This window comes from Streptomyces sp. NPDC007084 (assembly GCF_040703595.1).
Taxonomy (GTDB): Bacteria; Actinomycetota; Actinomycetes; order Streptomycetales; family Streptomycetaceae; genus Streptomyces.
In genome coordinates, this window is sequence record NZ_JBEYFY010000001.1 from 112265 (window position 1) to 136854 (window position 24590).

At 69.5% G+C, this 24590-nt stretch carries 21 protein-coding genes, 1 tRNA gene, 1 other RNA gene and 1 pseudogene; 12 read left to right on the plus strand and 12 right to left on the minus strand.

All coding sequences use genetic code 11. The features are described 5' to 3' along the window. Positions 1-275 precede the first annotated feature (275 nt). The 4 genes from AB0912_RS00585 to ffs form a co-directional block, all read right to left on the minus strand. Positions 276-2375 carry a hypothetical protein gene (locus AB0912_RS00585; RefSeq protein WP_366695673.1) on the minus strand — a complete coding sequence of 700 codons (2100 nt, stop codon included), beginning with the start codon at positions 2373-2375 and terminating at the stop codon, positions 276-278. A gap of 373 nt (positions 2376-2748) precedes the next feature. After that, a complete protein-coding gene (purD, locus tag AB0912_RS00590) occupies positions 2749-4008 on the minus strand; it encodes a phosphoribosylamine--glycine ligase (protein ID WP_366695227.1) in 1260 nt (419 codons plus the stop codon). A 383-nt stretch (positions 4009-4391) separates the two neighbouring features. Next, positions 4392-6845 carry a DNA polymerase III subunit gamma and tau gene (locus tag AB0912_RS00595; RefSeq protein ID WP_366695229.1) on the minus strand — a complete coding sequence of 818 codons (2454 nt, stop codon included), beginning with the start codon at positions 6843-6845 and terminating at the stop codon, positions 4392-4394. 116 nt (positions 6846-6961) lie between these two features. Beyond that, positions 6962-7060: signal recognition particle sRNA small type (gene ffs / locus AB0912_RS00600), an RNA gene on the minus strand. 71 nt (positions 7061-7131) lie between these two features. Between ffs and AB0912_RS00605 the strand changes: the two genes are divergently transcribed. Next, positions 7132-7219 (plus strand) — tRNA-Ser (locus AB0912_RS00605). Positions 7220-7450: 231 nt separating this feature from the next. Beyond that, positions 7451-8083 carry a hypothetical protein gene (locus AB0912_RS00610; protein WP_366695231.1) on the plus strand — a complete coding sequence of 211 codons (633 nt, stop codon included), beginning with the start codon at positions 7451-7453 and terminating at the stop codon, positions 8081-8083. A 60-nt stretch (positions 8084-8143) separates the two neighbouring features. On the opposite strand, the pseudogene AB0912_RS00615 reads toward AB0912_RS00610, so the two are convergent. Continuing rightward, a pseudogene (locus tag AB0912_RS00615) lies at positions 8144-8278 on the minus strand (phosphotyrosine protein phosphatase); the annotation flags it as partial. Positions 8279-8497: 219 nt separating this feature from the next. Between AB0912_RS00615 and AB0912_RS00620 the strand changes: the two are divergent. The 10 genes from AB0912_RS00620 to AB0912_RS00665 all read left to right on the plus strand — a co-directional run bounded on the left by AB0912_RS00620 (position 8498) and on the right by AB0912_RS00665 (position 14314). Continuing rightward, entirely contained in the window at positions 8498-8728 is a 231-nt protein-coding gene (locus tag AB0912_RS00620) for a hypothetical protein (RefSeq protein ID WP_133023859.1), read from the plus strand. After that, positions 8706-9218 carry a DUF6879 family protein gene (locus tag AB0912_RS00625; RefSeq protein ID WP_366695233.1) on the plus strand — a complete coding sequence of 171 codons (513 nt, stop codon included), beginning with the start codon at positions 8706-8708 and terminating at the stop codon, positions 9216-9218. Before AB0912_RS00620 ends, AB0912_RS00625 begins: the two co-directional genes overlap by 23 nt. Before the next feature lie 27 nt (positions 9219-9245). Then, positions 9246-10091, plus strand: coding sequence for a helix-turn-helix transcriptional regulator (locus tag AB0912_RS00630; protein WP_366695235.1), 846 nt, complete (start codon positions 9246-9248; stop codon positions 10089-10091). A 95-nt stretch (positions 10092-10186) separates the two neighbouring features. Continuing rightward, on the plus strand, positions 10187-10573 hold the full coding sequence (locus AB0912_RS00635; RefSeq protein ID WP_366695237.1) for a hypothetical protein: 387 nt from the start codon (positions 10187-10189) through the stop codon (positions 10571-10573). Further along, positions 10570-11112 (plus strand): NUDIX domain-containing protein, encoded by a 543-nt coding sequence (locus tag AB0912_RS00640; RefSeq protein WP_366695239.1) that lies wholly within the window; start codon positions 10570-10572, stop codon positions 11110-11112. Before AB0912_RS00635 ends, AB0912_RS00640 begins: the two co-directional genes overlap by 4 nt. Positions 11113-11194: 82 nt before the next feature. Continuing rightward, a complete protein-coding gene (locus AB0912_RS00645) occupies positions 11195-11440 on the plus strand; it encodes a hypothetical protein (protein WP_366695241.1) in 246 nt (81 codons plus the stop codon). Between the two features lie 59 nt (positions 11441-11499). After that, positions 11500-12300: a diaminopimelate epimerase gene (gene dapF, locus AB0912_RS00650; protein WP_366695243.1), complete on the plus strand. Its 801-nt coding sequence runs from the start codon at positions 11500-11502 to the stop codon at positions 12298-12300. After that, positions 12297-13391, plus strand: coding sequence for an ATP-grasp domain-containing protein (locus tag AB0912_RS00655; protein WP_366695245.1), 1095 nt, complete (start codon positions 12297-12299; stop codon positions 13389-13391). The genes dapF and AB0912_RS00655 overlap by 4 nt, the downstream gene beginning before the upstream one ends. A 12-nt stretch (positions 13392-13403) precedes the next feature. Next, positions 13404-13952: a C39 family peptidase gene (locus AB0912_RS00660; RefSeq protein WP_366695247.1), complete on the plus strand. Its 549-nt coding sequence runs from the start codon at positions 13404-13406 to the stop codon at positions 13950-13952. Beyond that, on the plus strand, positions 13952-14314 hold the full coding sequence (locus AB0912_RS00665) for a UDP-N-acetylmuramoylalanyl-D-glutamate--2,6-diaminopimelate ligase (RefSeq protein ID WP_366695249.1): 363 nt from the start codon (positions 13952-13954) through the stop codon (positions 14312-14314). Before AB0912_RS00660 ends, AB0912_RS00665 begins: the two co-directional genes overlap by 1 nt. Positions 14315-14340: 26 nt before the next feature. Here AB0912_RS00665 and AB0912_RS00670 read toward each other — a convergent pair whose 3' ends face one another. The 7 genes from AB0912_RS00670 to AB0912_RS00700 all read right to left on the minus strand — a co-directional run bounded on the left by AB0912_RS00670 (position 14341) and on the right by AB0912_RS00700 (position 24490). Then, complete coding sequence (locus AB0912_RS00670) at positions 14341-15603, minus strand: hypothetical protein (protein WP_366695251.1); 1263 nt, start codon at positions 15601-15603, stop codon at positions 14341-14343. A gap of 142 nt (positions 15604-15745) precedes the next feature. Next, positions 15746-17611 carry an AAA family ATPase gene (locus AB0912_RS00675; protein WP_366695253.1) on the minus strand — a complete coding sequence of 622 codons (1866 nt, stop codon included), beginning with the start codon at positions 17609-17611 and terminating at the stop codon, positions 15746-15748. Positions 17612-17994: 383 nt separating this feature from the next. Continuing rightward, the gene (locus tag AB0912_RS00680) at positions 17995-19158 is read right to left on the minus strand and encodes an XRE family transcriptional regulator (RefSeq protein ID WP_366695255.1); all 1164 of its coding nucleotides are present in this window, start codon (positions 19156-19158) and stop codon (positions 17995-17997) included. A 7-nt stretch (positions 19159-19165) separates the two neighbouring features. Continuing rightward, positions 19166-19972 (minus strand): hypothetical protein, encoded by an 807-nt coding sequence (locus tag AB0912_RS00685; RefSeq protein WP_366695257.1) that lies wholly within the window; start codon positions 19970-19972, stop codon positions 19166-19168. 1019 nt (positions 19973-20991) lie between these two features. Then, positions 20992-21405: a hypothetical protein gene (locus AB0912_RS00690; RefSeq protein WP_366695259.1), complete on the minus strand. Its 414-nt coding sequence runs from the start codon at positions 21403-21405 to the stop codon at positions 20992-20994. A gap of 465 nt (positions 21406-21870) precedes the next feature. Continuing rightward, positions 21871-23709 (minus strand): copper resistance protein CopC, encoded by a 1839-nt coding sequence (locus AB0912_RS00695; protein WP_366695675.1) that lies wholly within the window; start codon positions 23707-23709, stop codon positions 21871-21873. A gap of 115 nt (positions 23710-23824) precedes the next feature. After that, complete coding sequence (locus AB0912_RS00700; RefSeq protein ID WP_366695678.1) at positions 23825-24490, minus strand: GNAT family N-acetyltransferase; 666 nt, start codon at positions 24488-24490, stop codon at positions 23825-23827. Between the last annotated feature and the right edge of the window lie 100 nt (positions 24491-24590).

Below are 24590 nucleotides of genomic sequence, written 5' to 3' on the forward strand. Positions count from 1 at the left end.
CGCCGGGGCGGACAAACCGGATTCGCGCGGGGGCGGATTCCGAGCAGTTCGGGGTTGGATTGGATCAGGTTTGGATCAACGGATGACATCGGCTGGCTGAGGGCTGGCTCCGGACCCGGGGACTCCCCCGGACCACGGCTGGCCCGGACGACCCAGTGACCCGGACGAACCGGTGACCCGTTCGACCCGGCGACCCGGACGAACCGGTGACCCGTTCGACCCGGCGACCCGGACGAACCGGTGACCCGTAAGCCCGGTGGCTCGGAGGCGGGTCCTCAGACCAGGCGGACCGGTTTCTCCGGGCGGACGCCGAGTCGGCGGAGCCATTCCCGCAGGGGTGCGGGGTCTCCCGTCTCTATGAGGGTGAGGACGCGGGGACCGAGATCGGCCGCGCGCTCGCCGGCGACGAGCAGCGAGGGGCCGTCCAGCCAGTCGAGTCCGGGGGCCGCTCCGGCGGTGTCCATCGCGGCGCAGCACACCATCGCGGTGACGTGGTCGGCCAGCAGGTCACGGCCGGTACGGGGTGGCTGGAGCGGGAACAGCGGGAGGGTCCCGTCGTCCCACAGGGCGTGATCGGGGCCCTGCTGCTCCGCTCCCCCGGTGGGCGGTGCCGGGGCGGCCGCCTCCTCGCGGGCCACCTCGGCGGTGAGTCCGGCCGCGAGGGCGGCGGTCCGTTCGTTCGCCACGGCGAGGTCCGGGTCGTCGTCGCCCTCCGATACGACCATCAGGTCCCGGTCGTCTACGACCATCAGGTCCGGGTCGTCGCGCTCGCCCTCCGGTACGACCACCAGGTCGGCGTCGTCGCGCTCGTCCTCCGGTGCGGGCAGGACCGAGCTGTCGTCCTTGGGTACGCCGAGCCCCTCGTACGCCTCGGCACCGTGCACACCGAGGGCGGTTTCCGGGGCGGGGGCCGGGTCCTGGCCGGGGGCCGGGTCCGGGTCCGGGCGGTCCTCCGGCGGGGTGGCGAGGTGGTCCAGGACGCGGGCCAGCGTCGGGCCGCCGGTCTCGGGCCGGCCGGGGTCGGCGGTGTGCCGGACGCCGAGTGCGTCCAGGACGCGGTGGAGACGGGCCGCGTCGGTACGCCAGGTGCGGTCGACGACCTCGTCCGGATAGTCCTGCCAGTCGACCGGCGCCCAGTCGGGGCCGGTTTCGGCGGGGCCGCCGTGGAAGAGGCGGGCGGCCAGCAGCGAGGTCGCCTCGTCCACCGAGCCGGGCTCTTCGAGCAGATCGCAGGCGGGCCGCTCACCGAGCCGGGAGGTGAACCCCTCGGCCAGCCGGTCGCGGCGGGACAGCTCGGTCAGCGCCGCGACCACTCCCACGTCCAGCCGGGAGGGCCAGCGGCCCATCCGCCAGGCGGGCAGCGCGACCCGGGTGAGGAGCCGGTCCCAGCCCGCGTAGGCGAGGCCCACCTGCTCCTGGGCGACGATCCGCAGGCCGTAGTCCACGGCCTGGGCTCGCTCGGCCGCGGCGGCGGCCACACCCCGCTCCATCTCGGCGGCGTGCACCCGGCAACCGCGCAGCAGGAGACGGGTCACCCAGCCGACCCCGGCCAGCACCGTGCGGGACAGGGGGCCGCGTCCGGGCTCCGAGGTCACGGCCACGGCCGCGTCCAGCCCCCGTACGAAACGGCGGGCGGCGGCTATGTCCGGGTGGGCCGACGGGCCCGTACCGGCGACGACCGGTGCGAGGACCGCGCGCAGCTCACCGACGCGCATCCACCACAGGAAGGGGGAGCCGATGACGAGAACCGGGGCGGCGGAGGCGGCGGCCGAGGCACGGCGCGAGCCGTTCGCCGACCGGGCCGCGCCGCGACCTCCGGCAAGACCCGCCCGGCTGATCCCACCGGAGCGGCCGGTCCGGCCGATGCCGTCGACGCCACCGGCGCCCCCCGCCCCACCGGCGCCGCCGGTCGCCGTATCGCCGCCGGCCGCCTCGCCGCCGCCCCGGACAGGGTCCTGCGCGGAGCGGGCGTGTGCCCGGTGGGTGCGGTCCTCCAGCCAGCTGTCGCAGTCCGGGGTGAGGGCTATCGCCGAGGGGGCCGGGACGTCGAGGCGGTCGGCCAGGTCGCGGACCATGCGGTACAGATCGGGGGCCGAGGCCTCGGAGACCGGGACCGTGGGACTCATCGCGGGCCGGGCGCGGGCGATGACGAGCGCGACGCCCGCCGCCGCGAGCAGCACGACGACGGCGAGGCCCGTCACGACCCAGCGTGTGATCCCCCAGTGCCCGCCGTCGATGTGGCCGGTGGCCCCACCGACGAGCAGCACGACGGCGACGGCCGCGGGCAGCAGGGCGACGGCCAGCGCCCGGCTGCGGATCCGCAGCACGGCGAGAGCCCGGGAGCGCGCGGCCTGCGCGCCCACCTCCACACCCATACCGGTCACGACCGGACGTCACCCCCTGCTGTCCGCGGGACCCCGGTCTGCACGCGGCCGGTTCCGACGGCTGTCCTGGCGTTGGTCACTCCCCCACTGTGGCACCCGCCACCGACATCGCAATGCCGGTGGGCCAAGTGCCGGAATGCTTTCGCCGCACCCTAGTTGGGGCCTCGGCCCCAGTCAGCCGGATGGGCCATCGGTCACTCGATGGAATGGCTCTGGGGAGAGGTGGATGACAGTGGGCGATGATCAGGCCCCTGGTTCCGTACGGAAACAGCCAGGCCGGGACGGCCGGATCAGGACACGGCGGAGCCCCGGATTCCACCTGGAGTCCGGGGCTGGGTGATGCCGGCGGGTGGGCGCCTGGTGCCTACGCGTCGGCCTCGGCGGCGGCCTTCGCCGCGATGTCCGTACGGTGCTGGGAGCCGTCGAGACCGATGCGGGCGACCGCCGTGTAGGCGCGCTCGCGGGCCTCGGAGAGGCCGGAGCCGGTCGCGGTGACCGAGAGCACACGGCCGCCGGCGCTGACCACCGCGTCACCCTCGTGGCGGGTGCCGGCGTGCAGGACGTACGCGTGCGGGGCGTCCTGCGCGGCCACCTCGTCCAGGCCGGTGATCGGGTCGCCGGTGCGCGGGGTGTCCGGATAGTTGTGCGAGGCGACGACGACGGTGACCGCGGCGTCCTCGCTCCAGCGCAGCGGCTCCAGATCGGCGAGGGTGCCGGTCGCGGAGGCCAGCAGGACACCGGAGAGCGGGGTCCGCAGGCGGGCGAGGACCACCTGGGTCTCCGGGTCGCCGAAGCGGGCGTTGAACTCGATGACCCGTACGCCCCGGCTGGTGATCGCCAGACCGGCGTACAGCAGGCCGGAGAACGGAGTGCCGCGGCGGCGCAGCTCGTCGACGGTCGGCTGGAGGACGGTGTCCATGACCTCGTCCACCAGCTTCGGGTCCGCCCAGGGCAGCGGCGAGTAGGCGCCCATGCCGCCGGTGTTCGGGCCCTCGTCGCCGTCCAGGGCGCGCTTGAAGTCCTGGGCGGGCTGGAGCGGGACGACGGTGGTGCCGTCGGTGATGGCGAAGAGGGAGACCTCGGGGCCGTCGAGGAACTCCTCGATGACGACGCGGTCGCAGGCGTTGGCGTGCGCGCGGGCCGCGTCGAGGTCGTCGGTCACGACGACGCCCTTGCCGGCCGCGAGCCCGTCGTCCTTCACGACGTACGGGGCGCCGAAGGCGTCGAGGGCTTCCTCGACCTCCTCGGGCGTCGTACAGACGTACGAGCGCGCCGTGGGGACGCCTGCACCCGCCATCACGTCCTTCGCGAAGGCCTTGGAACCTTCGAGCCGCGCGGCCTCCTGGGAGGGTCCGAAGCAGGGGATGCCCGCGGCGCGTACGGCGTCGGCGACACCGGCGACCAGCGGGGCCTCCGGGCCTACGATCACCAGTTCGGCACCGAGTTCGGTGGCCAGCGCGGCCACGGCGGCACCGTCGAGGGCGTCGACCGCACGCAGCTCCGCGACCTCCGCGATCCCCGCGTTACCGGGAGCGCAGTACAGGTCGGTGACGTCGGGATCGAGGGACAGTGAGCGGCACAGGGCGTGTTCGCGGGCGCCACCCCCAATGACAAGGACCTTCACGGGGGCCAGCCTATCCGCCGGGGGCGGGTGCGGTTGTGGGGGCGTCTGAAGGCGGGGAGGTGGGGGGTTGGTGGGATCGTCTGAGGAGGGGTGCGGGGTGGGGGTTCGCGGGGCGGCCGGGGGGGCGGGGGCATCCCGGCGCGTGCGGGGAGCAGGCTTTGTGAGCTGGGGGTTTATCAAGGGCCCTTCAGCCCGCGCACAGGCTACGCCGATCCAGTACGACTTCTCCGGGAAGTCCCCTTCTCCGGGAAGTCCCTGAGGGTCCGGACAGGGTTGAGAGCGAGGACCCAGCTGCGGGCCCCCTCCTAGGGACGTGATCGTCGTCCCCCGCACCCGATCCCGGCGTCTCCGGCGCTCGGCCCCGGGGCCGGGGACCCCGGCACTCACTCGTTCGAGAACTCCTCCATGACCGTCGCGCCCAGTTCGCGGACGATCAGGTCGTGGCCGGAGAGGGCGGACTCGTCCAGGTCGGGGTCGTCGTCCTCCGGGATGTCGTCCTCGGGGGAGACCGGCGGGGGCTCGGGGGCGGGGGGAGACGTGGGCGCGGACGAGCCGCCGCCCTGGCTGTGCGCAGCCGACCCATGCCCGCCCGGCCCGTGCCCGCCCGACGGACCGCCGCTCTGCGCGGAGGGCGGCTGCGCGGCCGGCGCGGGTGACGGGGACGCGGGGCCCTGGCCGGACGGAGCCCCGCCGTAACCGGCGCTGCCTCCGCCTGCCCCACCGGTGCCCCCGCCGCCGTAGCCACCGCCACTTCCGTAACCGCCGCCCCCGCTGCCGTAACCGCCGCCGCCACCCCCGTATCCGCCGCCGGTCGCAGGAGCGGGCGGGGCCGAGCCGCCCGAGGCGTCCACGATCGCCTCGACCTTCCACTGCACGTTGAACTGCTCGGCCAGCGCCTGCCGCAGCACGTCCTCGCTGCCGCTGCTCGCGAAGTTGTCGCGCGCGCCGGCACTCACGAAGCCGATCTGGAGGGTGGTGCCGTCGAAGCCGGTCACCTGCGCGTTCTGGCTGAGGAGGATCCACGTGAAACGTCGGCGGTTCTTCACCGCCTCCAGGATGTTCGGCCAGAGCGTGCGGGGGTCGGGGCCGCCCACGGCCGGTGCCGGGGCGGGCGGCTGCGCGGGCGCGGCGGGCGCGGCCTGCTGCGGGGCGGGGCTCGCGGTGGGCGCCTGGGCCGGCTGCCGAGGCGGCTGACCGCCGCCCGCGGGTGCGGCGGTCGGCCAGCCGCCGGGCCGTCTGCCACTGCCGGCGGCGGTCGCGGTCGGCCACGCGCCGGGCGCGGCGCCCGCGGGCGGACCGGCCGGGGGCTGCTCGGACGCTACGGGCGCGGCAGGGGGGGTGGCGGCGGACTGCGGAGCGGCTGCGGGGGGCGCCGTGGGCGTGGGCGCGGCGGGCGCCACGGCATCGGGCCCGCCCGAGGGAACAGCACCAGCACCACCACCACCGTCACGGCCGCCAGCGCTGGCACCGGCCCCGGCACCCACGCCGGTCCCAGCCCCCCGCGCCGCCGCACGCGCCGCCGCGGGACCACCCCCAGGGGGAACCACCGGCCCGCCCTGCATGCCCGCCGGCCCCGGCTGCGCGACCGCCGGTCCGGCCGGGGACGCCGGGGCCACGCCATGCGCCTCGGGCCCGGGAACGTAACCCATGGCCGGGGCCGCTCCGCCGCCCGAGAAGTTCACCCCCCGCTCGATGCGGTCGAGCCGGGCCATGACGGAACGCTCGTCCCCGTAGGCGGCGGGCAGCAGCACACGCGCGCAGATCAGTTCGAGCTGGAGGCGCGGCGAGGTGGCGCCGCGCATCTCCGTCAGCCCGTCGTTCACGAGGTCGGCGGCGCGGCTCAGCTCGGCGGCGCCGAACACGCCGGCCTGGGCCTGCATACGTTCGACCACGTCGACCGGGGCGTCGATGAGCCCCTTCTCGGCGGCGTCCGGAACGGCCGCGAGGATCACCAGGTCCCGCAGGCGCTCCAGCAGGTCGGCGACGAACCGCCGCGGGTCGTTTCCGCCCTCGATGACGCGGTCGACCACCTCGAAGGCGGCGGCGCCGTCCCCCGCCGCGAAGGCCTCGACCACGGAGTCGAGGAGCGAGCCGTCCGTGTACCCGAGGAGGGAGGTCGCCATGGCGTACGTCACGCCGTCCTCGGCGGCGCCCGCGAGCAACTGGTCCATCACGGACATGGAGTCACGCACGGAACCGGCGCCGGACCGGACGACCAGGGGCAGCACACCGTCCTCGACGGGGATGCCCTCCTGCCCGCAGACCTGGCCCAGGTAGTCGCGCAGGGTGCCGGGCGGGACCAGCCGGAACGGGTAGTGGTGCGTACGCGACCGGATCGTCCCGATGACCTTCTCGGGCTCGGTCGTGGCGAAGATGAACTTGAGGTGCTCGGGGGGCTCCTCGACGACCTTCAGCAGCGCGTTGAAACCAGCCGACGTGACCATGTGGGCCTCGTCGATGATGTAGATCTTGTAGCGGCTGCTCGCGGGCCCGAAGAAGGCCTTCTCCCGCAGGTCACGGGCGTCGTCCACACCACCGTGCGAGGCGGCGTCGATCTCGATGACGTCGATCGAACCCGGCCCGTTGCGCGCCAGGTCACGGCAGGACTGGCACTCCCCGCACGGCGTCGGGGTCGGACCCTGCTCACAGTTCAGACAGCGGGCCAGGATGCGCGCGCTGGTCGTCTTGCCACAACCGCGCGGACCGCTGAACAGGTACGCGTGATTGACCCGGTTGTTCCGCAGCGCCTGCTGCAACGGGTCGGTGACATGCTCCTGCCCGATGACCTCGGCGAACGACTCCGGGCGATAGCGGCGGTACAGCGCGAGAGACGACACGTCTACGAGGTTATAGGCGCCCACTGACAAGCAGGACCGTCCGCGGGCCTTCCCGCACGTGACCCCGGACTCGGTGGCCCGGCCGGTCCCCGCCCGGTCCTGTCTCCAGTCGCGGAAACGTAAGCGCCCCCCACGCACCCGCCAGAGCCAACCTACCCTTGCTGCCTTCCGGCCCTGGGGGAGTTCAGTCAGATAGCGCCACGTGAGGGGCTCCGCACAGGGTACAGGATCCTGCGGGTGGGAACGAGTTCGCGAGCACTCCTCAACGTCTTGTATTGTTTGCCGCGGAGGATTCGCCTAGAGGCCTAGGGCGCACGCTTGGAAAGCGTGTTGGGGGCAACCCCTCACGAGTTCGAATCTCGTATCCTCCGCCAGTGCCTCACCGGGCACGATGTCGAAGGGCCCCACCGTTCGCGGTGGGGCCCTTCGTCGTGCGTGGTTGCAGTTGCTGTGATCGGGCCCGAGTGGACCTCGGCGGACAGAGGCCAGCAGCCACGCGCAGGTCGTCTCGCAGCGCTCGGCAACCCACCTCGATGTCAGTGGCCGTCGTTACGGTTGGGACTACGGAACATTTCTGGCACGACGGAGCGGGTGAGGGGACGGCGATGAGCATTCTGCGGGCAGCGTGGGTGCCGGATGACGATCCCGAGCGGGACTGGGAGGTCGGCGCGGAGCTCGCAGTGCGCTGGGTGGAGCGCGAGGCTGCCGAGCAGAGCGCGACCGCGGTGCTCGTGCTCAATGCCTTCGGCGCGGAACAGTCGATCCCGACGCTGCGCCGGTTTGCCGAGCGACACCTTGTCGCAACCCCACGATCAGGCAGGCAGCGTGTGGGGAGCGGTGTCGGCCCTGTGCTGGCCTGCGTACCGGATGCGAAGACGCTGGAGTTCGCCACCGGCCTGGCACGGGGCTCTTCGCTTGCGGCGGTCGAGGGTGCCAACCTGTTCCCTCTGCACGGATGGGCCACGCAGGTGCAGGCCATCGATCTCACTCACCCGGAGGACGAGGTCGAGGAGGTAGACGAGCGGCTCACGTCGGCGCTGGAAAGCCTGAAGTTCTACGGCAACAACGGCTACGGGCCGCCCTTCGACCGTCAGCAGGCGGCGCGAGTACTGGGTGATCTCCGCTCTGCTGGCTTGCTGGACCATGACGTGGTCATCGGCGCCATGGCCGCCCGGGGCATCAGCCCCAGTGGGCTGAAGCTCCTTGGCCAGCTCATCAAAGCCGCTGACGGCCGGTAACCGTCGTCCCGTCCATCAGGTTCACCGACCCCCATCAGCTGCCGTTGTCGACCGCCGACGTCACGCCTCCTGTTTGGCGTCGATCTCCGCGATCAGCGCCTCGATGCGGGACTTGATCTCGTCCCGGATCGGGCGTACAGCCTCCACGCCCTTGCCCGCCGGGTCCTCCAGGGCCCAGTCGAGATACTTCTCCCCCTACCGGCTCGCGACGCGCTCAATTCGAGGACAGACCGGGGCAGGGAAACCCCGCATACCTCGCTCCTAGCCTCGGACCAGCCCTTTACCGTCGACCAGGCTTCTGCGCACGTGGCGCCAACCGAAGTCCTGGCAAGTTTCGGCAAGTTCCTCGCTCGGCAGCCCCGTCGCGGGCAAGCTCTGGCACAGAGATCCTTACCGGCATCCGAGGAGGACATCATGGCCCTGCGCAAGCTCGGCAAGGACCCGGAGAGTCCGAGTGGCGGCTCGCCCACCATCTACCTGGACGAGGAGAAGGACAGCTACCTCGTGCAGGGGTGGAAGGTCGAGGACGCCGAGCGCCTCGGGCAGATGGACATCCCCGGCCACGAGTCGGTGGTGGAGATCCCGCGGCGCATGGTGCAGTTCTTCCTGGAGGTGAAGAAGGATGACGAGGACCCCGACGTTTGAGGAGCTGTTCCGGAACTGCCAGAGGACGGCTGTCCATCTGGAGATGCGCGACGCCTACATGAAGTCGGACCCGGCCTTCATCGACTGGAAAGCCGGCGTGGCCCTCGACCCCGCCGAGCGCTGGGCCGACTGGCACGCCATCGTCACGGAGGCGGCCTCGCGCGGCGTCGAGGTGCGCCGTGCCCGCGTCGTCTCGATGCCGGTCAGCGAGTACATCCGCTTCGAGTACGACGTGACGGACGGGCTGAACATCGCGGCCGGCGAAAGCGTGCGGTGGCTCTCGCGGCGCTCCGCGACCGACATCGCACTTCCGGGCAACGACTTCTGGCTGTTCGACTCCCACCTCGTCCTCGTCAACCACTTCGACGGAGAGGGCGAGAACATGGAGGTCGAGCTCACGGAGGACCCCGAGGTGGCGAAGCTGTGCGAGTCCGCCTTTGAGGCCGTCTGGCAGCGCGCGACGCCCCACGCCGCGTTCGAGCTGGCCTGACAGCCCGAACAGCACGGCCGCACCGAGATGACATCGCCCTCTTCGAGCGTCCAGGAAGCCCGCAAGGCTCTCGGACAGCGTCTTGCCGAAATCCGAAAGGGCGCCGGACTCACCAAGCGGGCATTGGCCCAGAGCCTGGGCTGGCACGAGTCGAAGGCTTCGCGCTTCGAGAGCGGCACACGCGCGCCCTCGGAGCGCGACCTTCGCGCGTGGTGTTCCGCGTGCGGCGCGGAAGGCCAAGCGGAGGATCTCATCTCGACGGCCCGCGGAATCGAGGGCATGTATGTCGAGTGGCGCAAGATGGAACGCCACGGTCTCAAGTGGGCGCAGGAATCCGTGGTTCCTCTCTGGGAGCGTACCGAGCGCTTCCGCATTTATTCGCCCTGGCTCATCCCCGGCCCCGTACAGACGGCCTCGTACATCACCGCGCTTCTGACTTCCATTCGTGACCGCCGAGGACTCATCGACGATGTTCCGGCGGCCGTCAAGGTGCGCGTGGAGAAGCAGCAGGTCGTCTACGGGAACCACAGGTTCGCGATCCTGCTGGAGGAGAGCGTGCTGCGGTACCGCATCGGCGGCACCGACGTGATGGCCGGCCAACTCGGCTACCTGCTGAGCGTGATGGCGCTGCCGTCGGTGAGCATCGGCATCATCCCGCAGGACGCCGACCGCTCGGGTCTGTGGCCAGTCGAGGGATTCTTCTTGTACGACGACGAGTTGGTGAATGTCGAGCTGGTCTCGGCTCATCTCTCCGTCGTCCAGAAACACGAACTTGCCATGTATGCCAAAACGTTCGGCGAACTGGCAGAACTTGCCGTCTACGGCGCCGCAGCGCGGGAAATCATCACCGCTGCCATCGAATCTCTAGGGTGAATGACCGGCAAGTTCCGGCACACTCATGGAGACCCATCCACTTCCCTTCCTAGCGTTATAGCCACGGCTGACAACGTGCTTCGGAGGGGCCAGTGATGACAGTGGCAAGTACGGGCAAGACGTTCGAGACGGCCGAGGACATCGAGGGCGACGGCGCCCCCATCGACGTAGAGGCGATCTCCTCGCAGACGAACACCGTCCTCGGCCTGCGGATGGACACCACGACCCGCGCGGCGATGGACCAGCAGGTACCGGCGATCGCCGGACACCTGAACCGCCTGCTCCACGAGGACCTGGGCGCCGACGACGACAGCAAGGTGCGCAAACTCCTCCGCGAGGGCACCAAACTGGTCGACCTCACCAGCCGGCCGACACCCGAGACGCCCACCTTCGGGACCTACCTCTACCTCCGCAACGCCGCCCTGCTGACGCGGCGCCTGCTGTGGATCTACTCCCAGCGCAACGGGCTGGATGCCCCGTGAGCGTCAGAGACGACCAGATCGTGCGGGAACTCTCCCACTACATCTACGAGCACCCTGGCGACCGGATGGCGCTGATGCCGGTCTACGACGCGGCCCGCGACCACTCACAGCGCCGAGCCTGCACCCACGACCAGCGCTGCCCCCTCGTGACCACCGGCGCGGTTGTCGTCGACGAGCACGTTCGCGTCCTGTGCCTGCGGCACGAGGGAGGCTATGCCCTCCCCGAGGCAGAGCCGGAGGAGAGGGACGACTCCCTCAGCGAGGCAGCCCTGCGCCTGCTGGCGGAGGAAGTCGGCATCCGGGACGTGTGGACGCAGCCCGGCGCCGAGGGCCCCTTCCTGGTCGACGTGACCAGGCCGGGCCGGCACCGCTACGGGCCCCGCCTCCGGGTCGGCATCCGCTACCTCTTCCGGGCCCAATCGGGCGCCGTGTTCCCGTCGATGATCGAGAGCGGTGTGGCGGCCTGGGTGCCCCTGATCGACCTAGGCATCCCGTCGGTCCGCGCCCGCGTGGAGCACCACCTGATCGGAATCCAATGAGCCCCCGCAACCAACAACTCGCCTACGTGGCAAGCCTCATCGCACTCGGTGGCTCCCTCCTGCTCGGCATCTGGAGGGGCTGATGTACGAGCGCAGGACCAAAGAAGCGCCGCCCCTGCCCCCTCCGCCGATCGGAACGATCGGGCACACCCGACCGCCGGGCGAAGTCCGCATCGGTGACTTCGTCTACCTCGACGGCGAATACCAGCGCGTCCGGGACATGAGGTCCGCCGGCACCGCAGCTCACCGCGTACTGATCTTCGCCGGACGGGAGCCCTGGGTCATGCGAGAGGCCCGGACCACCTACCGGCCCATCGGCCGCGGCTGACCCCACCCTGCTTGGGCACCGCCCACTCAGTCTCACCTCACCACACGAGGAGCTTCGCCATGCGCTTCCGCAAGATCCACGGCGCGGGAAACGACTTCGTCCTGCTCACCGACCTCGGGCCGGACGACGACAAGGAATGGCCCAAGGAAGCGGAACGCCTGTGCGCCCGGCGTACCGGCGTGGGTGCGGACGGCCTGGTCATCAGCCGAGTGATCAGCCATAGCCCCGCTGTCCTCGACGTCTCCTGCTTCAACGCGGACGGCTCGGCCGCGACCATGTGCGGCAACGCGCTGCGGTGCTCCGCCTGGGCCGCTCACCGCGATCACGGCTTCCAGCGGATGAGTCTCCACATGGCTGGCGTGGACCACGAGGCGATCGTGTCCGACGACTCCGTGTGGGTGACGGCCGAGGTCGGCACGGTCCACCCACGGCGCTTACAGGCCGTCATCAATGGCAGACCGACCTGGTTCGACAGCGCCCACACCGGCACGGAACACGTCGTCGCCATCGTCGACGACGTGGACGCCATCGACGCGGTGGTGGTCGGGCGCCTCGTGCGCCACCACGCCGACCTTGCCCCACTCGGGACGAACGTCAACTTCGTCCAGTCGGCAGGCCAACAGGCACTGAAGATCCGCACCTACGAACGCGGCGTCGAGGCCGAGACCCTCTCGTGCGGCAGCGGAGCCGTGGCAGCCGTCGTCATCGCCATCCTGCGCGGGCTCGTGGCCCGACGCGCCGTCACCGTCCACAACCGCGCAGGCCAACCACTCACCGTCCGGCCGCACGACACCCGGCCGACCCGAACCCACTGGGTCGGCGGCCCGGTCACCCATACCTTCGAAGGGGTACTCGCATGACGCTCTTCCTCAACCCCAGCTCCAATGGAGCGCTGCAGAAGGCCGCTGAGGAGCTTCGCGCGTGGGGCCACAGCCGCCAGGGTCTGCGGGTCGCCCTCATCTACGGGCCCGTGTCCGCCGAGGACAGGCTCTACCACTCCAAGTGCCCCGTCGAGCAGCGATCGGTCACCGCGCTGAGTACGGCGCTGGAAGAGATCGGCGCCCGGTGGAACGTGCTGAACCCGTGCGAGCCCGAGTTCATCATCGACCTGGCCGGGTACGACGTAGCGCTCTCCAATCTGCACGGCCCCTACGGCGAGGACGGCCGGTTGCAGGGGCTGCTCGACTATCTGCGGGTGCCCTACTGCGGCAGCGGAGTGGGGGCATCTGCGGTGGCCGCCGACAAGATCCTCTGTAAGCGCGTGATGCTGACCCTCGGCGTCCCCACACCCGGCTGGCAGGTCTGGTCCGGAGCCAGCCCGGCGATCTGGAACGGACGCCCCTTGATGATCAAGCCACCCTTCGGCGGATCCAGCGTCGGCATGAGCCTCGTCCGCGACCCGGCGGACCTGCCCGCCGCTCTCGCGGATGCGGCTGGCGACGAGGGTGCGGAGGTGCTCGTCGAGGAGTACGTGACGGGCACGCCGATGACGGTGGGACTTCTGGAACTGCCGGGTGGCTCGGTCGTCGTCTTCCCGCCGCTGGCCACCGAGGCGGCCGAAGCCGACTTCTACGACGCCGACACCAAGCTCGACGTGGACGCCAGGGGCGCCGTCACCGTGCGCGCCGCCGATTTGGAGCCCGAAGTACTGGACCAGGTCACCGGGCACGCCCGGACGCTATGGGACGGCCTCGGGCTGCGGGGTTCAGCACGCATCGACTTCATCCTCACCGACGACGGCGACCCATACGTGCTGGAGGTCAACAGCACGCCCGGCATGTCCCGCGACAGCAACTTCGCGGTCGGGGCCGCGATGGTCGGACTCACGCACACGGACGTCGTGTTGGCGATGCTGCACGAGGCCCTGGCCCGCCCGCCCTACGATGTCCCCCTGCCCACTCCCGCGTTCGCCGGCACCACACGGGCTCGGGAGGCTGCCGTCTCTCCGTAGGAGCCCGCCACTGTGCCGCGCGTCCACGATGTCCCCCTGTGCCGACAGCTCATTGACCCCGCCGAATGGGATCTGCACGGCGGATGGGCACTCGGGGACAGAGTCGAATGGTCCAACCGGGCGTGCGGCCTGGCCTCGCTGCGAGCGATCCTGCTCGCCTACGGCCGCGAAGCACCTACGCTCACGGAACTCCTGAAACTCGCCGTCAAGCACGAGGTCCTTACCCCGCGTGGAGCACTTCACGCGGGGATCGCGAGCCTGGCGACCGATCTCGGAGTTCCCGCGACCGCCGAGCCCGTCCCCGTCGAAGACCTGACGGCACGCCTCGACCACGCCCCGTTCATCGTGTCCGTGACCGAGCAGTTCCCCGACGACGGCCGCACCGGCGGCCACCTCGTCATCCTCCGCGGCTACGACGACGGCCCCGACCCGACCATCCACTTCCGGGACCCGTCGGCCTGGGGCCAGACACACGATCGAGTCCCCCTCAGCCGCGTATTCGCTTCCTACACCGGCCGCGCGATCACCTTCGCGCCCCTCAATCCCAACGGAGAGTCTTGATGACCGAGGCAGTCGGCGAAGCGACCGAAGCCGCAGGCGGCCGGCGAATCGCCGTACTCGGAGAAATGCTGGAACTGGGCGACGAAGCCGTAGAAGCCCACCGCCAGGTCGGGCGCATGGCAGCCGAGAACGGCATCGACCTCGTCGTCGCGGTCGGCGGGGACATGGCCAAGCAACTTGCCCTCGCGGCAGGTGCGGCAGGGGTACCGGACATCGCGCTGGTAGGCGACAACGCCACCGCCGCCGCCTATCTCGACTCCATCCTCCGCCCCGACGACGTCGTACTCGTCAAGGCGTCCCGCGGCGGCCAGCTCTGGCAGATCGCCCAAGCACTGACGGGGCAGCCCGTCACCGGCCTCTGAGCAGCCGCCTGCCCGCTGTTATCCGGCTATCGGTCGTTGAGCTCGGAGCGGCACACCGCGCAGTACATGGCCGCATGGCGCCCGTACCGACGCATCAGCTGACCGCAGCCTGCGCACAGCCCCAACTCCCAGGTCGGGCAACCCAGCGCGGCCGAGGCGGCGGCTCGCTCGACGGACGTGATCAGCGACGGCCTCACAGACCGCTGCAGCGGCATGCGCGGCAAGGTGTAGCCACCGGTGGGCTGTCCCAGATCACGGATGGGCCGGGCGTCGCTGACAAACCATCCCTCTTCGCCAGCGCGGCATGTCCGGTCGATCTCCTGCTCGGCGAAGGTGATCTGGTCGTCCTCCTCCTGCTCCGGCGCGACGGGTAGGGGTGCCTTCTCCTCGACCAGCTCGCGCCATAACTCGCAATCGTCCGCCGGCACCCACATGTGCCGTCCGGCCCGGCTATTGCCCCGATTGGGCACGTAGATGGGGACGCTGTCCCCCGTCGCGCTGGAGAGGACGAGATCCTCAATATGGACCGGGTTCTTCTCCGGCTGGCACAGCGCAGGAAGGAACCACTCGGCATGTATTCCGCCGCAGTGGCCTGCTCCCTCGGACAGGGGACAGTGGCGATCGCAGCTGGGCACGCACTTCCAGACCTGGAGGTAGCGGTATCCACCGCGGATCAGCATCTCCTTGCCGTCGGCGATCTCCTTCCACGGCATATCGTCCACGCGGGCCCACGGCGCCCGATCGATCAGCGAGGCCGTGCGGTCCTTCGCCACCCACAGGGGCGTGATCGCGTGCTGTACAGCGTTGACGGACCGGCGGTGGACGCTGCTTGGGCTGATGTGGTGGTACTGGATCTCCCAGCCGATGCGGATGCCACCGGGGCCCGTGACGAGGGCATCGGAGACAGTTCGCCGGTTCACCGTGGAGACTTCGGCATCTGCGTCCAGACCGGAGCGCGAGGCTGTGTCGACGATCCGTTCCTTGGTGGCCTTGTGCTGTGCGCTCTCTGCCGGGGTCGCCTTGTGCGTGATCGGCAGGTGTGATGCCACGAGCGGCCGGCGGCCTCCAACACGGCCTCGGCGGATGAACATCCATGGAGACTTTCCGCCGGCTTCCGACAGGCATTCGCGCCCGTGGTGGTGCGCGAGACATTCGAGCAGCTGCGGGTCGCGGTCGGTGACGCTCGCGGTGATCTCTCGGAGCAGATCCGGGCGGTCCTCGTGACCGAGGTCGGGCAGGGACAGATTGATCTCTATGTCATATCCGGTGTGCCACACCCCATTTGCCATCTCAACACCATAAGGAGCAGCACCTGAACTCGAAAAGATCGCCTATGGCGCGAGCAGGAGTGCAGGCGACCTCCTTCAGTAGAGAGGGCGCCTGCGCAGAACGCGAGCCCGTGGAAGGAGGGCACCGTCTGACATAAGACGGCTAACTGGCCAGCGCCATCACGTTCTCCAGAAGCGAGTACAGGAGCTTTGGCTCCCCGCTGGCAGTACGAGCGGCCTCGGCGTACGTCGGAGCGTGCTTGCAGTCGGCCACGTAACCATCGCCCCGCTTCGCCAACTCCTTGCGACGCTCAGTCCACGCCGGCCAGTGCTCAGCGAGATACGTCTCCAGGTCATCCTCGAACACCGTATGAGTCGCCTCGCATGCGGTAGCTGGCCGAGCGTTCGCTGAAGCACCGAGATAGCCAAGGATGTTCATGTTCTTCTCGCCTGCCGTGCGGACTGCCTCTGCCTTTCCGGCCAACGCCTTGGGCCCCGCGTCGCCATCGAAGACGACGTAGCACTTGACACCGAACCCACTCAGGATGGCGTGGGCGAGGATGAGGTTGTCCTTGCCTTCCACGTTGATCACGCTAATGCCGTTCGCGCCAAAACTGAGGCCCTGCTGCTCGGCAAACCCGAGGATGATCGCCTCGTCCGCCTCCCCTTCGACGAGCACAGCAGCCGCGACGAAAAGCCCCTCCGCCAGGTCCTTGACGTAACGCGTAGTCGCATGACGTCGGATGGACTTATCCGACACTCGGCCGATGAGAGACTGAATCAGATCCTGTTCGGAGAGCTGTCGCACGCTGACATCGGGGTGTTGCCCGCTGCCCACCCTGACCAACCGACGGATCTGCTTGTAGTTGCGCGGGTCGATGAACACCGGGCTGTGAGTCGCGTACATCACCTGAGTTCGGTCCGCTGCCGAAGAGACGAGGCCGCGCAGAACCTGGGCGAAGACCCTTGTCTGCGCGGGATGCTGAAAAAGCTCCGGCTCTTCGATCGCCAGACACAGCGACCGGGTCCCGTCCTCAGGCCGACGAGTTTCCGCAAGGTACTTCAACGCAGCGATGATCAGGGCTCGCTGGAAGCCGTGCCCCTGGCGACGCACCGAGGTCATGGCCGCGCCGTCCCTGATGCTGACCGCAAAAGTCGTCTTGGCCGGCTTCGGAGTCTGTGCCACAGGCTTCACGACGATGTGCCGCCCCGTGCTGAATTTGGCGACTTCGTCGGACAGCGAACCCGACAGCCTCTTCAGCATCGGCCCGTACACCTCCTCGTGCACCTTCTCGCGAGCCGTCTGCGCGGCGTCCTCGATCGATGTGAACCGAGCGTCGGCCTCGGACCGGTCCACCGCGTGCTCAAGGATCCGACCCACCGCCGTGGCCTTGCTGTCGTCCGCCTCCTCGTATGCGCGGAGGTCGGCGGAGATGAACACGAAGTCGATCAGCTTGGCAAGTAGCCCCTGGCCGGCGAACCCGAAGAACTGTGTGCCCTCGACGTCCGTTTCAGCGAGCCGATCACGGTTCTCCGACTCCCAGACGCGCATCGCGGCGTCTGCATCGTCCCAGCTCTTTGTGGCGGGCAGGTCAAGTCCGGCGTCGCTCTCCCGCAGAGCCTTGTACGCGTTGTGCTTCTCCCGTTTCCCCTCATGCCGCCTGATCTCGTCGAACGGCGGGTAGGCCATGGCCTTCCCAGTGATCCGATCGTCCCCGTCCTCCCAGGTACGCCAGATCCGTACCGTCTCAACCCCGTCGGGCGCGTAGTAGCCCAACGCAGCGCGGTCGGAAGCCGTCAGCCCGTCGAACTCCACCTCCACACGGATCCGCTTGTCCTCCGCCGCCGAGTGAACGTCCTCTTCCCCGAGTCCTCCGCCCTTGTCTCCGTTGAAAAACCAGTCAAGGGCGCGCAGCACGGTGGACTTACCAACGCCTGTGGGGCCGATGAGGGAGGTGATGGCATCGAAGGAGACATCCAGCGTGCGCAGGCAGCAGAAGTTCTCGATACATACGCGCTTGATCTTCACGAGCGTCCTGGGGTGCAAAGGTACGGGGCTGCTAGGCCCACAGGGACATCTGTGACGCTAGCGCTAGATGTGATGTGTGATCAGTTTCTTTTCATAATTGGATACATGAGACATCTACTACACGACCCGTATCGGGGCAGGCGCCCGTACAAACGTGCGGGCAGCATTCACATCTGGGCATGCCTCGTTGGTCGCGAGACCGAAACCTGCACGCACCGGGGGTGGACCGTCGGCGGGATCAACAGCAGTAGCGCAACATCACAACACGGCTGAGTACCGAGGCTCCGGCGTGGGCCGCCCTGGCTGCCAGCCACATCATTGCGCTGTAGAACGCGAGCCTCGTACGTGACGGGTGAGAGCTTCTCCCGATGGAAGGATCACCATCAGCTGGGGAATAGCGTCAGCACTTCAGGGGTGACTGACTTCTCGCTCTCTTCGGATGGATCCAGCGCAAGGCGCGGCCTCGTCATTGTCGCGGTCGCGTAGACCTCGTTCGCAAGCTCGAACGGCAGGCCCGAGCGGGAAACAAGATCATCGAATGAAACGCCCGTCTCCTCACAGAGGCGGACCGCCTTTTCCAGAAGCAGAGGCGCTTCACGAGGTCCGAGGTCGCAAGGCTCCGGATCGCCGTGCTGGGAGAGCATCATCATGGCGCGCTTGTACGTCGTGTCCCGGAAGGCACCGAGAGCATGGGCACGGTAGACGAGAGCCTTGAGGGAAGTCCCCCAGCGTCGCTTCAGCCCGTAGAGCGCCTCCCAGTCAAGCCTCTGCGGCAACTCCGCAAGGATCTCAGCGCTCGGCATCAAAAACTCGGCGGCGAAGTCATGCGCCTGGTTCTCGACAATGCGGCTGCCGGGCTCAGCGTCAAGGTGCATGACCAGGTGCCCAGCCTCGTGAGCCGCATCGAATCGCGACCGAGCCTTGTCGTTCTTGGCAGGGTTCCGGAAGACCAACGGCCTGCTCCCGTACCAGTGCGAGAAGGCGTCCACCCGTTTGGACATAGCCGGTAGCTCCAGGACCACGGCGCCATGGGCTTCTAGCAGGCGGGTCACATGGGGGATCGGACCGCTGGGCACCCCCATGGCATCACGCGCATCGCGGGCCACGGCCGCGATGTCCGCCCTGCTCGGCTCGGCCGGCAGGGCCAGTCGCGGCAGCGCCGCAGGGGGAAGCTCCACGTAGTGCTCGACGGTCGTAACCAGCCGCCAGACGATCTTGCCAAACGCAACCGCCTGATCCCGCTGCAGCTGCGTGGTCGCCCTGAGACTTCGGAAGTGGGCAGCGCTGGGCACCGTTGGATGCGGGTGCCCCGTAGCAAAGAATGTGGCGGGCACCCCCAAGGCCATGGCCAGCTGCGCAACGACCGTGGCCGAAGGCCGACTCTGGCCCAGCTCATACTGACTGACCGCTGCCGGCGTGAGATCCACCTTCCGGGCAAGCTCGTTCTTGCGCAGCCCCCGGAGCTGTCGGGCCGTGGTCAGAGCTTCGGGTTCGAAGGAGCGGGAGGCGAGCTCAGCGCCTCTCGATCCTCGCGGCGGTGTCGGCATGGATTTCTCAGTCTGTGTTCTCGCGCTCGTCGCGCGTCTCTTCGGTGCGCCGGCGAAGCGGCAGATCGTTCTCTTCGAGATCGGTGTGGTCGGGCGCCTTCGGTTCCTTCCCAGCAGCAGGTCGATCCTCGTCGGAATCCGGTTCAGACGGCAGCTGGCCATCTCGATCCGGAACTCCCTCTGGGGGCAGCCCACCCAGGTCGACGAGCACGTCCTCGGTCGACCGCGGAGCCGGGAGGCTCAGCTGGAGATCATTGTGGATCTCGACGGTGCCATCAAGCCAGGGCGAACCGCCTTCTCGGTTGTCCCGCGGAAGGCCAACTTCGATGACGCAGTTTCCCGTCTCCGGGTCACCCGTGTGCATGATCCGAACATGCCCCTGCCGAACGGCCTCAGCGAAGCTCTCGGCCCAGTCCGGGTCCTGGTCGAACGCCAACTGATCCTTCGGCGCACTGTTCAGCACGGCGCCTCGCAGTCGAGCGGCGCTGCCGTCCCAACTGAGCTGTTCGAGCTTGTCCCGCACCTTGTCAGGGGCTGTCAGCGGGAACTTGTAGATCCTCACGACCCAACAACCGGAGGTGACCTCGATGGCCCCACCGGCGACTCTTCGGACCGGAATCCCTGCTTCGTTGAGCTTCTTGAAGGAGAGGTTGGCGATGTTCCGCCAGACCAGCTGGGCAAAGGTGCCGTTGTCGTCCCCGTGCGACGGGTCGTGACGGTCGGCGTTGGTCGCGTACACCTCGCGCGCGACACTCCGGATGATCTCCAGCACCCGCTGGAGATCACTCACTGCTTGCTGCAGAGTGATTTCCACGCGAGGACGATACCAGGAAGCTCCTGATTCTGCGTGGAAATCAAGCAGATGGGGTCTCTATCGATTCGCGCCTCAAGAAGTTGAGGACACCTGCACGTCAGGCTGCCTCTCGCTACCTACGAGAGTCGGCACACCAGGCAGATGTAGCCCGAGTCCAGACCGATGTCGTCCCAGTGGAGCCCGAGCAACTCCCCTTGGCGGAGTCCAAAGCCGGGACCACGACCCATCGGGCGCTGTTGCGGAGCTTGGCGGACTCGACCAACTGCTACTCCTCAAGCCAACGTGTCGTGATCCGGGCAGGGGCAGGACAGTTGACGCAGGGAGGTCGAGAAGCTGGGCAGGCTCGGCACGGAGCAGTTCTGCCAGCCGCTTAGAGGCGAGCACCTCCACCCCGCGCCTACGCCCTGCGCCTCTTCGTCGCGGCGTGAGCCGACTTCGCATTGGCAGCTGCATTGCGACGGGCCAGATGCGCGCGTTGCGATACTTCGCCCCCGTAAGAGGACCAGCCGTATAAAGATGCAAGTAGTTCGGCTGCGACAGCTGCCGCTGTCGTCAAGCCAGCTGTAGCCCTGGACATGGACGCAGGGGGCCTGGCAACTAGCCGACCTCGGCTTTGTGCAGCCGTGATGGCACATTGTTCCGACCAGAGCTCGAAGACCTGAGCGAGACGGGCGAAGAAGGCAGCCGCCGCAGCCAAGCAGACGTAGAAGGCGACGAGCCCTCCTCCAATCCGTGCAGCGATGCCCGGATCGGGATCATGGTCGGTCCAAGGCCAGCCCATGACCGCATAGACGACGGCCAGACCAGCCGAAGCGGCAATCCATGCAGTCCCGATCAGAGACTCCAGGACGCCCTCATAGTCATCCTCATCCTCGTCGTCCTGCTCGGGCTGTCGCTTCGTCGGCGTCGGATTGTCGGACGTCTTCTTTCCGTAAGGCGGGAGAAAGACCTGCCAGAGGCCACCGTGGACGTCGCCGCCTACGAACGTGCCGGACCCGTGGTTGTGCTGCTCCCGGTGCTCAGCGTCGGTCATCTGACGCCCCGCCGTAGTTGAAGGTCAGGCCACCGTGGACGTCACCACCGATGAACGTTCCAGTGCCGGTGTTGTGCTGGTTCCAGACCTTCGAGGCCGACGGGGTGGGCACCGCGAGTTCGTCCACCTCGCTCATAGCCTCGCGGTGCTCGCCAAGGTATTGGGCGATGAGCTGCGCCCAGGCGGTCGCTGCCAGCGCCTGAGCCTCTGAAGAAGGCGAGGTGAGCTGTGCGGCGGTGTCATCCACTGCCTGGGCAGCCGCTCTCTGTTGATCCGGAGTGGCCCTGCGGAAGAAGTGCGCGACCTTCAAGCGCATCTTCTCGGCACCCGACGTGGCTATGGCCGCGACGAGCGTGCCGGCCGCACCAGTGGCCACGGCCATTAACTCGGCGTCGTACATGATCGAGATGTCTCCCCGTTCGTGGTGACGTGCCATAGCAGAACCTATCGGGCACCACTGACACTCCGAGGGGACAATCCGCATACACAATCTGAGACAGCCATTGCCACGGCACCGTGGCGCCCCGCCCAGCGAGACGCCGACCATCTGGTTGCAGTTCTGGTTGCATTCACCCCCGTCCGGCACAGTCCGCCGCGCGCATATCGACATGCTCCACCGCAGGTCAGGACGCCCCCGAGCGTCCCCGTACCCCCGCACGAACATTTGGAAAGCGTGTTGGGGGCAACCCCTCACGAGTTCGAATCTCGTATCCTCCGCCAGTGCCTCACCGGGCACGATGTCGAAGGGCCCCACCGCGAGGTGGGGCCCTTCGTCGTTGTCCCCCGCGTCCGTTGCGCCTGCTCCTTGCCCACAGCCGGCGTTCACCGGCGCCGGCGCCTGGGTCCATCGGCGAAGCGGGCGCGTTCAGTTCACCCGCACCGGCCTCTCCACCGTGACCTGGTCGATGGCTGTGGTGCGGATCGTGGTTTTCATGGTCCAGGTGCCGGGGAGGGGGAGGGCCAGGGTGTCGGAGGTCCAGTAGCCGCCCTTGTCGGTGATCTCCGCGTCGATCGGGCCCACCCGCTGGGACTTCAGGGTGAAGGTGATGCGCAGTTCGGGGACCGTCGCGATGCCGCCGTCGGGGCCGATGATCACCGCCTGCACCGAGTTCTCGCCCACCCGGCCCGGCGACAGTTCCACCTGGACCTTGCCGTGGCCGCCCGGTGTGCCGACGTCGAAGGGGACCAGCGTCGTCGACGAAGCCGGCTGGTCCGCCGCCGCCGTCGCGGTCGCCGTCTCCTCCGCGGCGCGGCCCGGCTGCGTGCCGGTCAGCATCGTCGTGATCACCAGCACCAGGATGCCGACCGTGACCTCGGCCAGCACCGAGCGGCGCAGACCCCGCAACCGCGTCCGGTTCTCCCGCTGCTGGCGCTCCTTCGCGAAGGACGCCTCGTCGGGCGGCTCGTCCGCCGACGGTGTGGTCGTCGTCTCCGCTGCCGCCGCCACGGCGACCGGTACGCGTTCCGCCGGGACCGCCTCCGGGGCCCGCGGCATCGCGAGCCGGGTCGTCCAGCGGCGGGACACGGCCGCTCCCGCCAGCAGCAGTGCCACCACGGCGACCTTCGCGAGCAGGAGGCGGCCGTACGACGTCGACGTCAGGGCGTTCCAGGAGCCGAGGCCGCGCCAGGACTGGTAGACGCCGGTTGCCGCGAGGACGGCCACCGAGGTGAGGGCGAGACGGGAGAAGCGGGTGACGACGGCCGGGGGCACCGGCTCGGCGGGGCGGTGGAGCGCCGTGAGCAGCGCGGTCAGGCCGCCGAGCCAGACCGCCATGGCCAGCAGGTGCAGCACCGAGGAGACCATCGCCACCGGGACCTGGATACCGGCGGAGGCGTGTTCGGCCGCGGCCCAGGTGACCGCCAGGCCGAGGGCGAGGAGCCCGCCCAGCGCGAGGGTCACGCGGCCCGGCCGTCCCTCCCCGGGGACGGGGACGACAGCGTCGTCAGTCCGCCTCTCGCCCCGGACGGCACCGTCGGCACTCCCCGGTCCCGGCAGCGGAAGGAGAACCGCCCCCGCCAGCAGCGCCAGCCGGACCACCAGCACGATTCCCGGGCGGCTGGTCAGGGTGTCGCTGAGGATCGTGGGGTCGAGGGCGTCGGCGATGCCGGTGCCGCGCTCGTACGGGCCGCGCAGCAGGAGCAGCGCGACGGTCGAGCTGATGAGGGTCCACCAGCCGGTGTGCAGCAGGCGGCGGACCGAGCCCCGGAAGCCGCAGGCCAGGACGAAGGTCGCCGCGCCGATGAGCAGGGCGAGTCCGCTGTACGCGGCGTAGCGGGCGATGTCGTACAGCGCGGCGGAGGCCGGGTTGCCCGCGGCGGCGGAGGGCAGGGGCGCGGCGGTCGCCGAGGGTTTGCCGATGGAGAAGGTGAACGCGCCCGACACCGGGTGGCTGTCGGCCGAGACGACCCGCCACGCCACCGTGAACGTGCCGGTCCCGAGGCCGCGCGGCAGCGTGACGCTCGCCGTGTCGGAGCGGCCGTCGACATGGCGCGGCGCACCCGTGTGGACGCGCCGGTTCTCCGGGGTGAGGACGCGGAAGGAGTCGTCGAGCAGCCCGACCGACTCGCTGAACCTCAGTGTGACCTGGCGCGGCGCCGACTTCAGCACGCTGCCGTCCCGCGGATCGGTACCCGTCAGCGCGGCGTGCGCGGACGCGCCGCTCACGCCCGTGAAAAGGACCAGCGTCAGAACGCCGGCCAGCAACGCAAGGACCCGGGCCGCGCCCCGCCGGTTCCGCCGCCCGCTTCCGTTCACACGCCGTCTCCGTCATCTCCTGGGGCAGGGTCTCGGTTACGTACGGACGCGGGCGGCCTCCTGCTCACCCCCTCGGCCGGGAAACCTGCCCGGACGCCTCGAAGGCCTCGCGGGTCAGGAAGGCGAGCCGGGCGTGCTTCTCGGGCAGATGGACCTCGGGCAGGTCGACCTCCGGGAGCACGATGTCTCCGGCGTCGACGAAGCCCTGCCTGGTGAGCCGTTCGATCGCCTTGGTGTTGCGGGCGTCGGGCTCCACGACCGCGCGCCGCCGGTCGAGGCCGGTCAGGGCGTACCCCAGGAACGCCGTCAGCAGCGCCGCCGACCAGCCGGGCCGCCCGCCGGTCCCCGCCGCCGGGGGACCGATCAGCAGGTGGACGCCGATGTCGCCGGGCGCGACCTCGTAACACTCGCCGACCCGGTCGGCCCCGGGCTCGTACGTCTGGAAGAGCGCGGCCGGCACACCGTCCATGACCGCGAGGAAGGCGTGGTGGGTGTCGAGCGAGTCGAGGTGCAGGAAGGTCTCCAGGACCTGCTGCCGGGTGAACCCGGTCATGCCCCAGTACGCGGCGCGTTCCGCGCCGACCCAGGTGTGGACGACGTCGAGGTCGGCGTACGGGTCCACGGGCAGCACCCGGACCGTGCCGAAGCCGTCGACCTCCTGCTCGTACACCGCCGCCCGGCCGTCGGCGTACGACTCCGAGCCCGAGCGCGTCCCCGTGGGCGCGTGCATGGACATGGCTCCGGTGACCGCCGTACCGGTCACCGCCGTACCGGTCACCGCCGTACCGGTGCTCGCCGTACCGGTCACCGCCGTACCGGTGGTCCTCGTA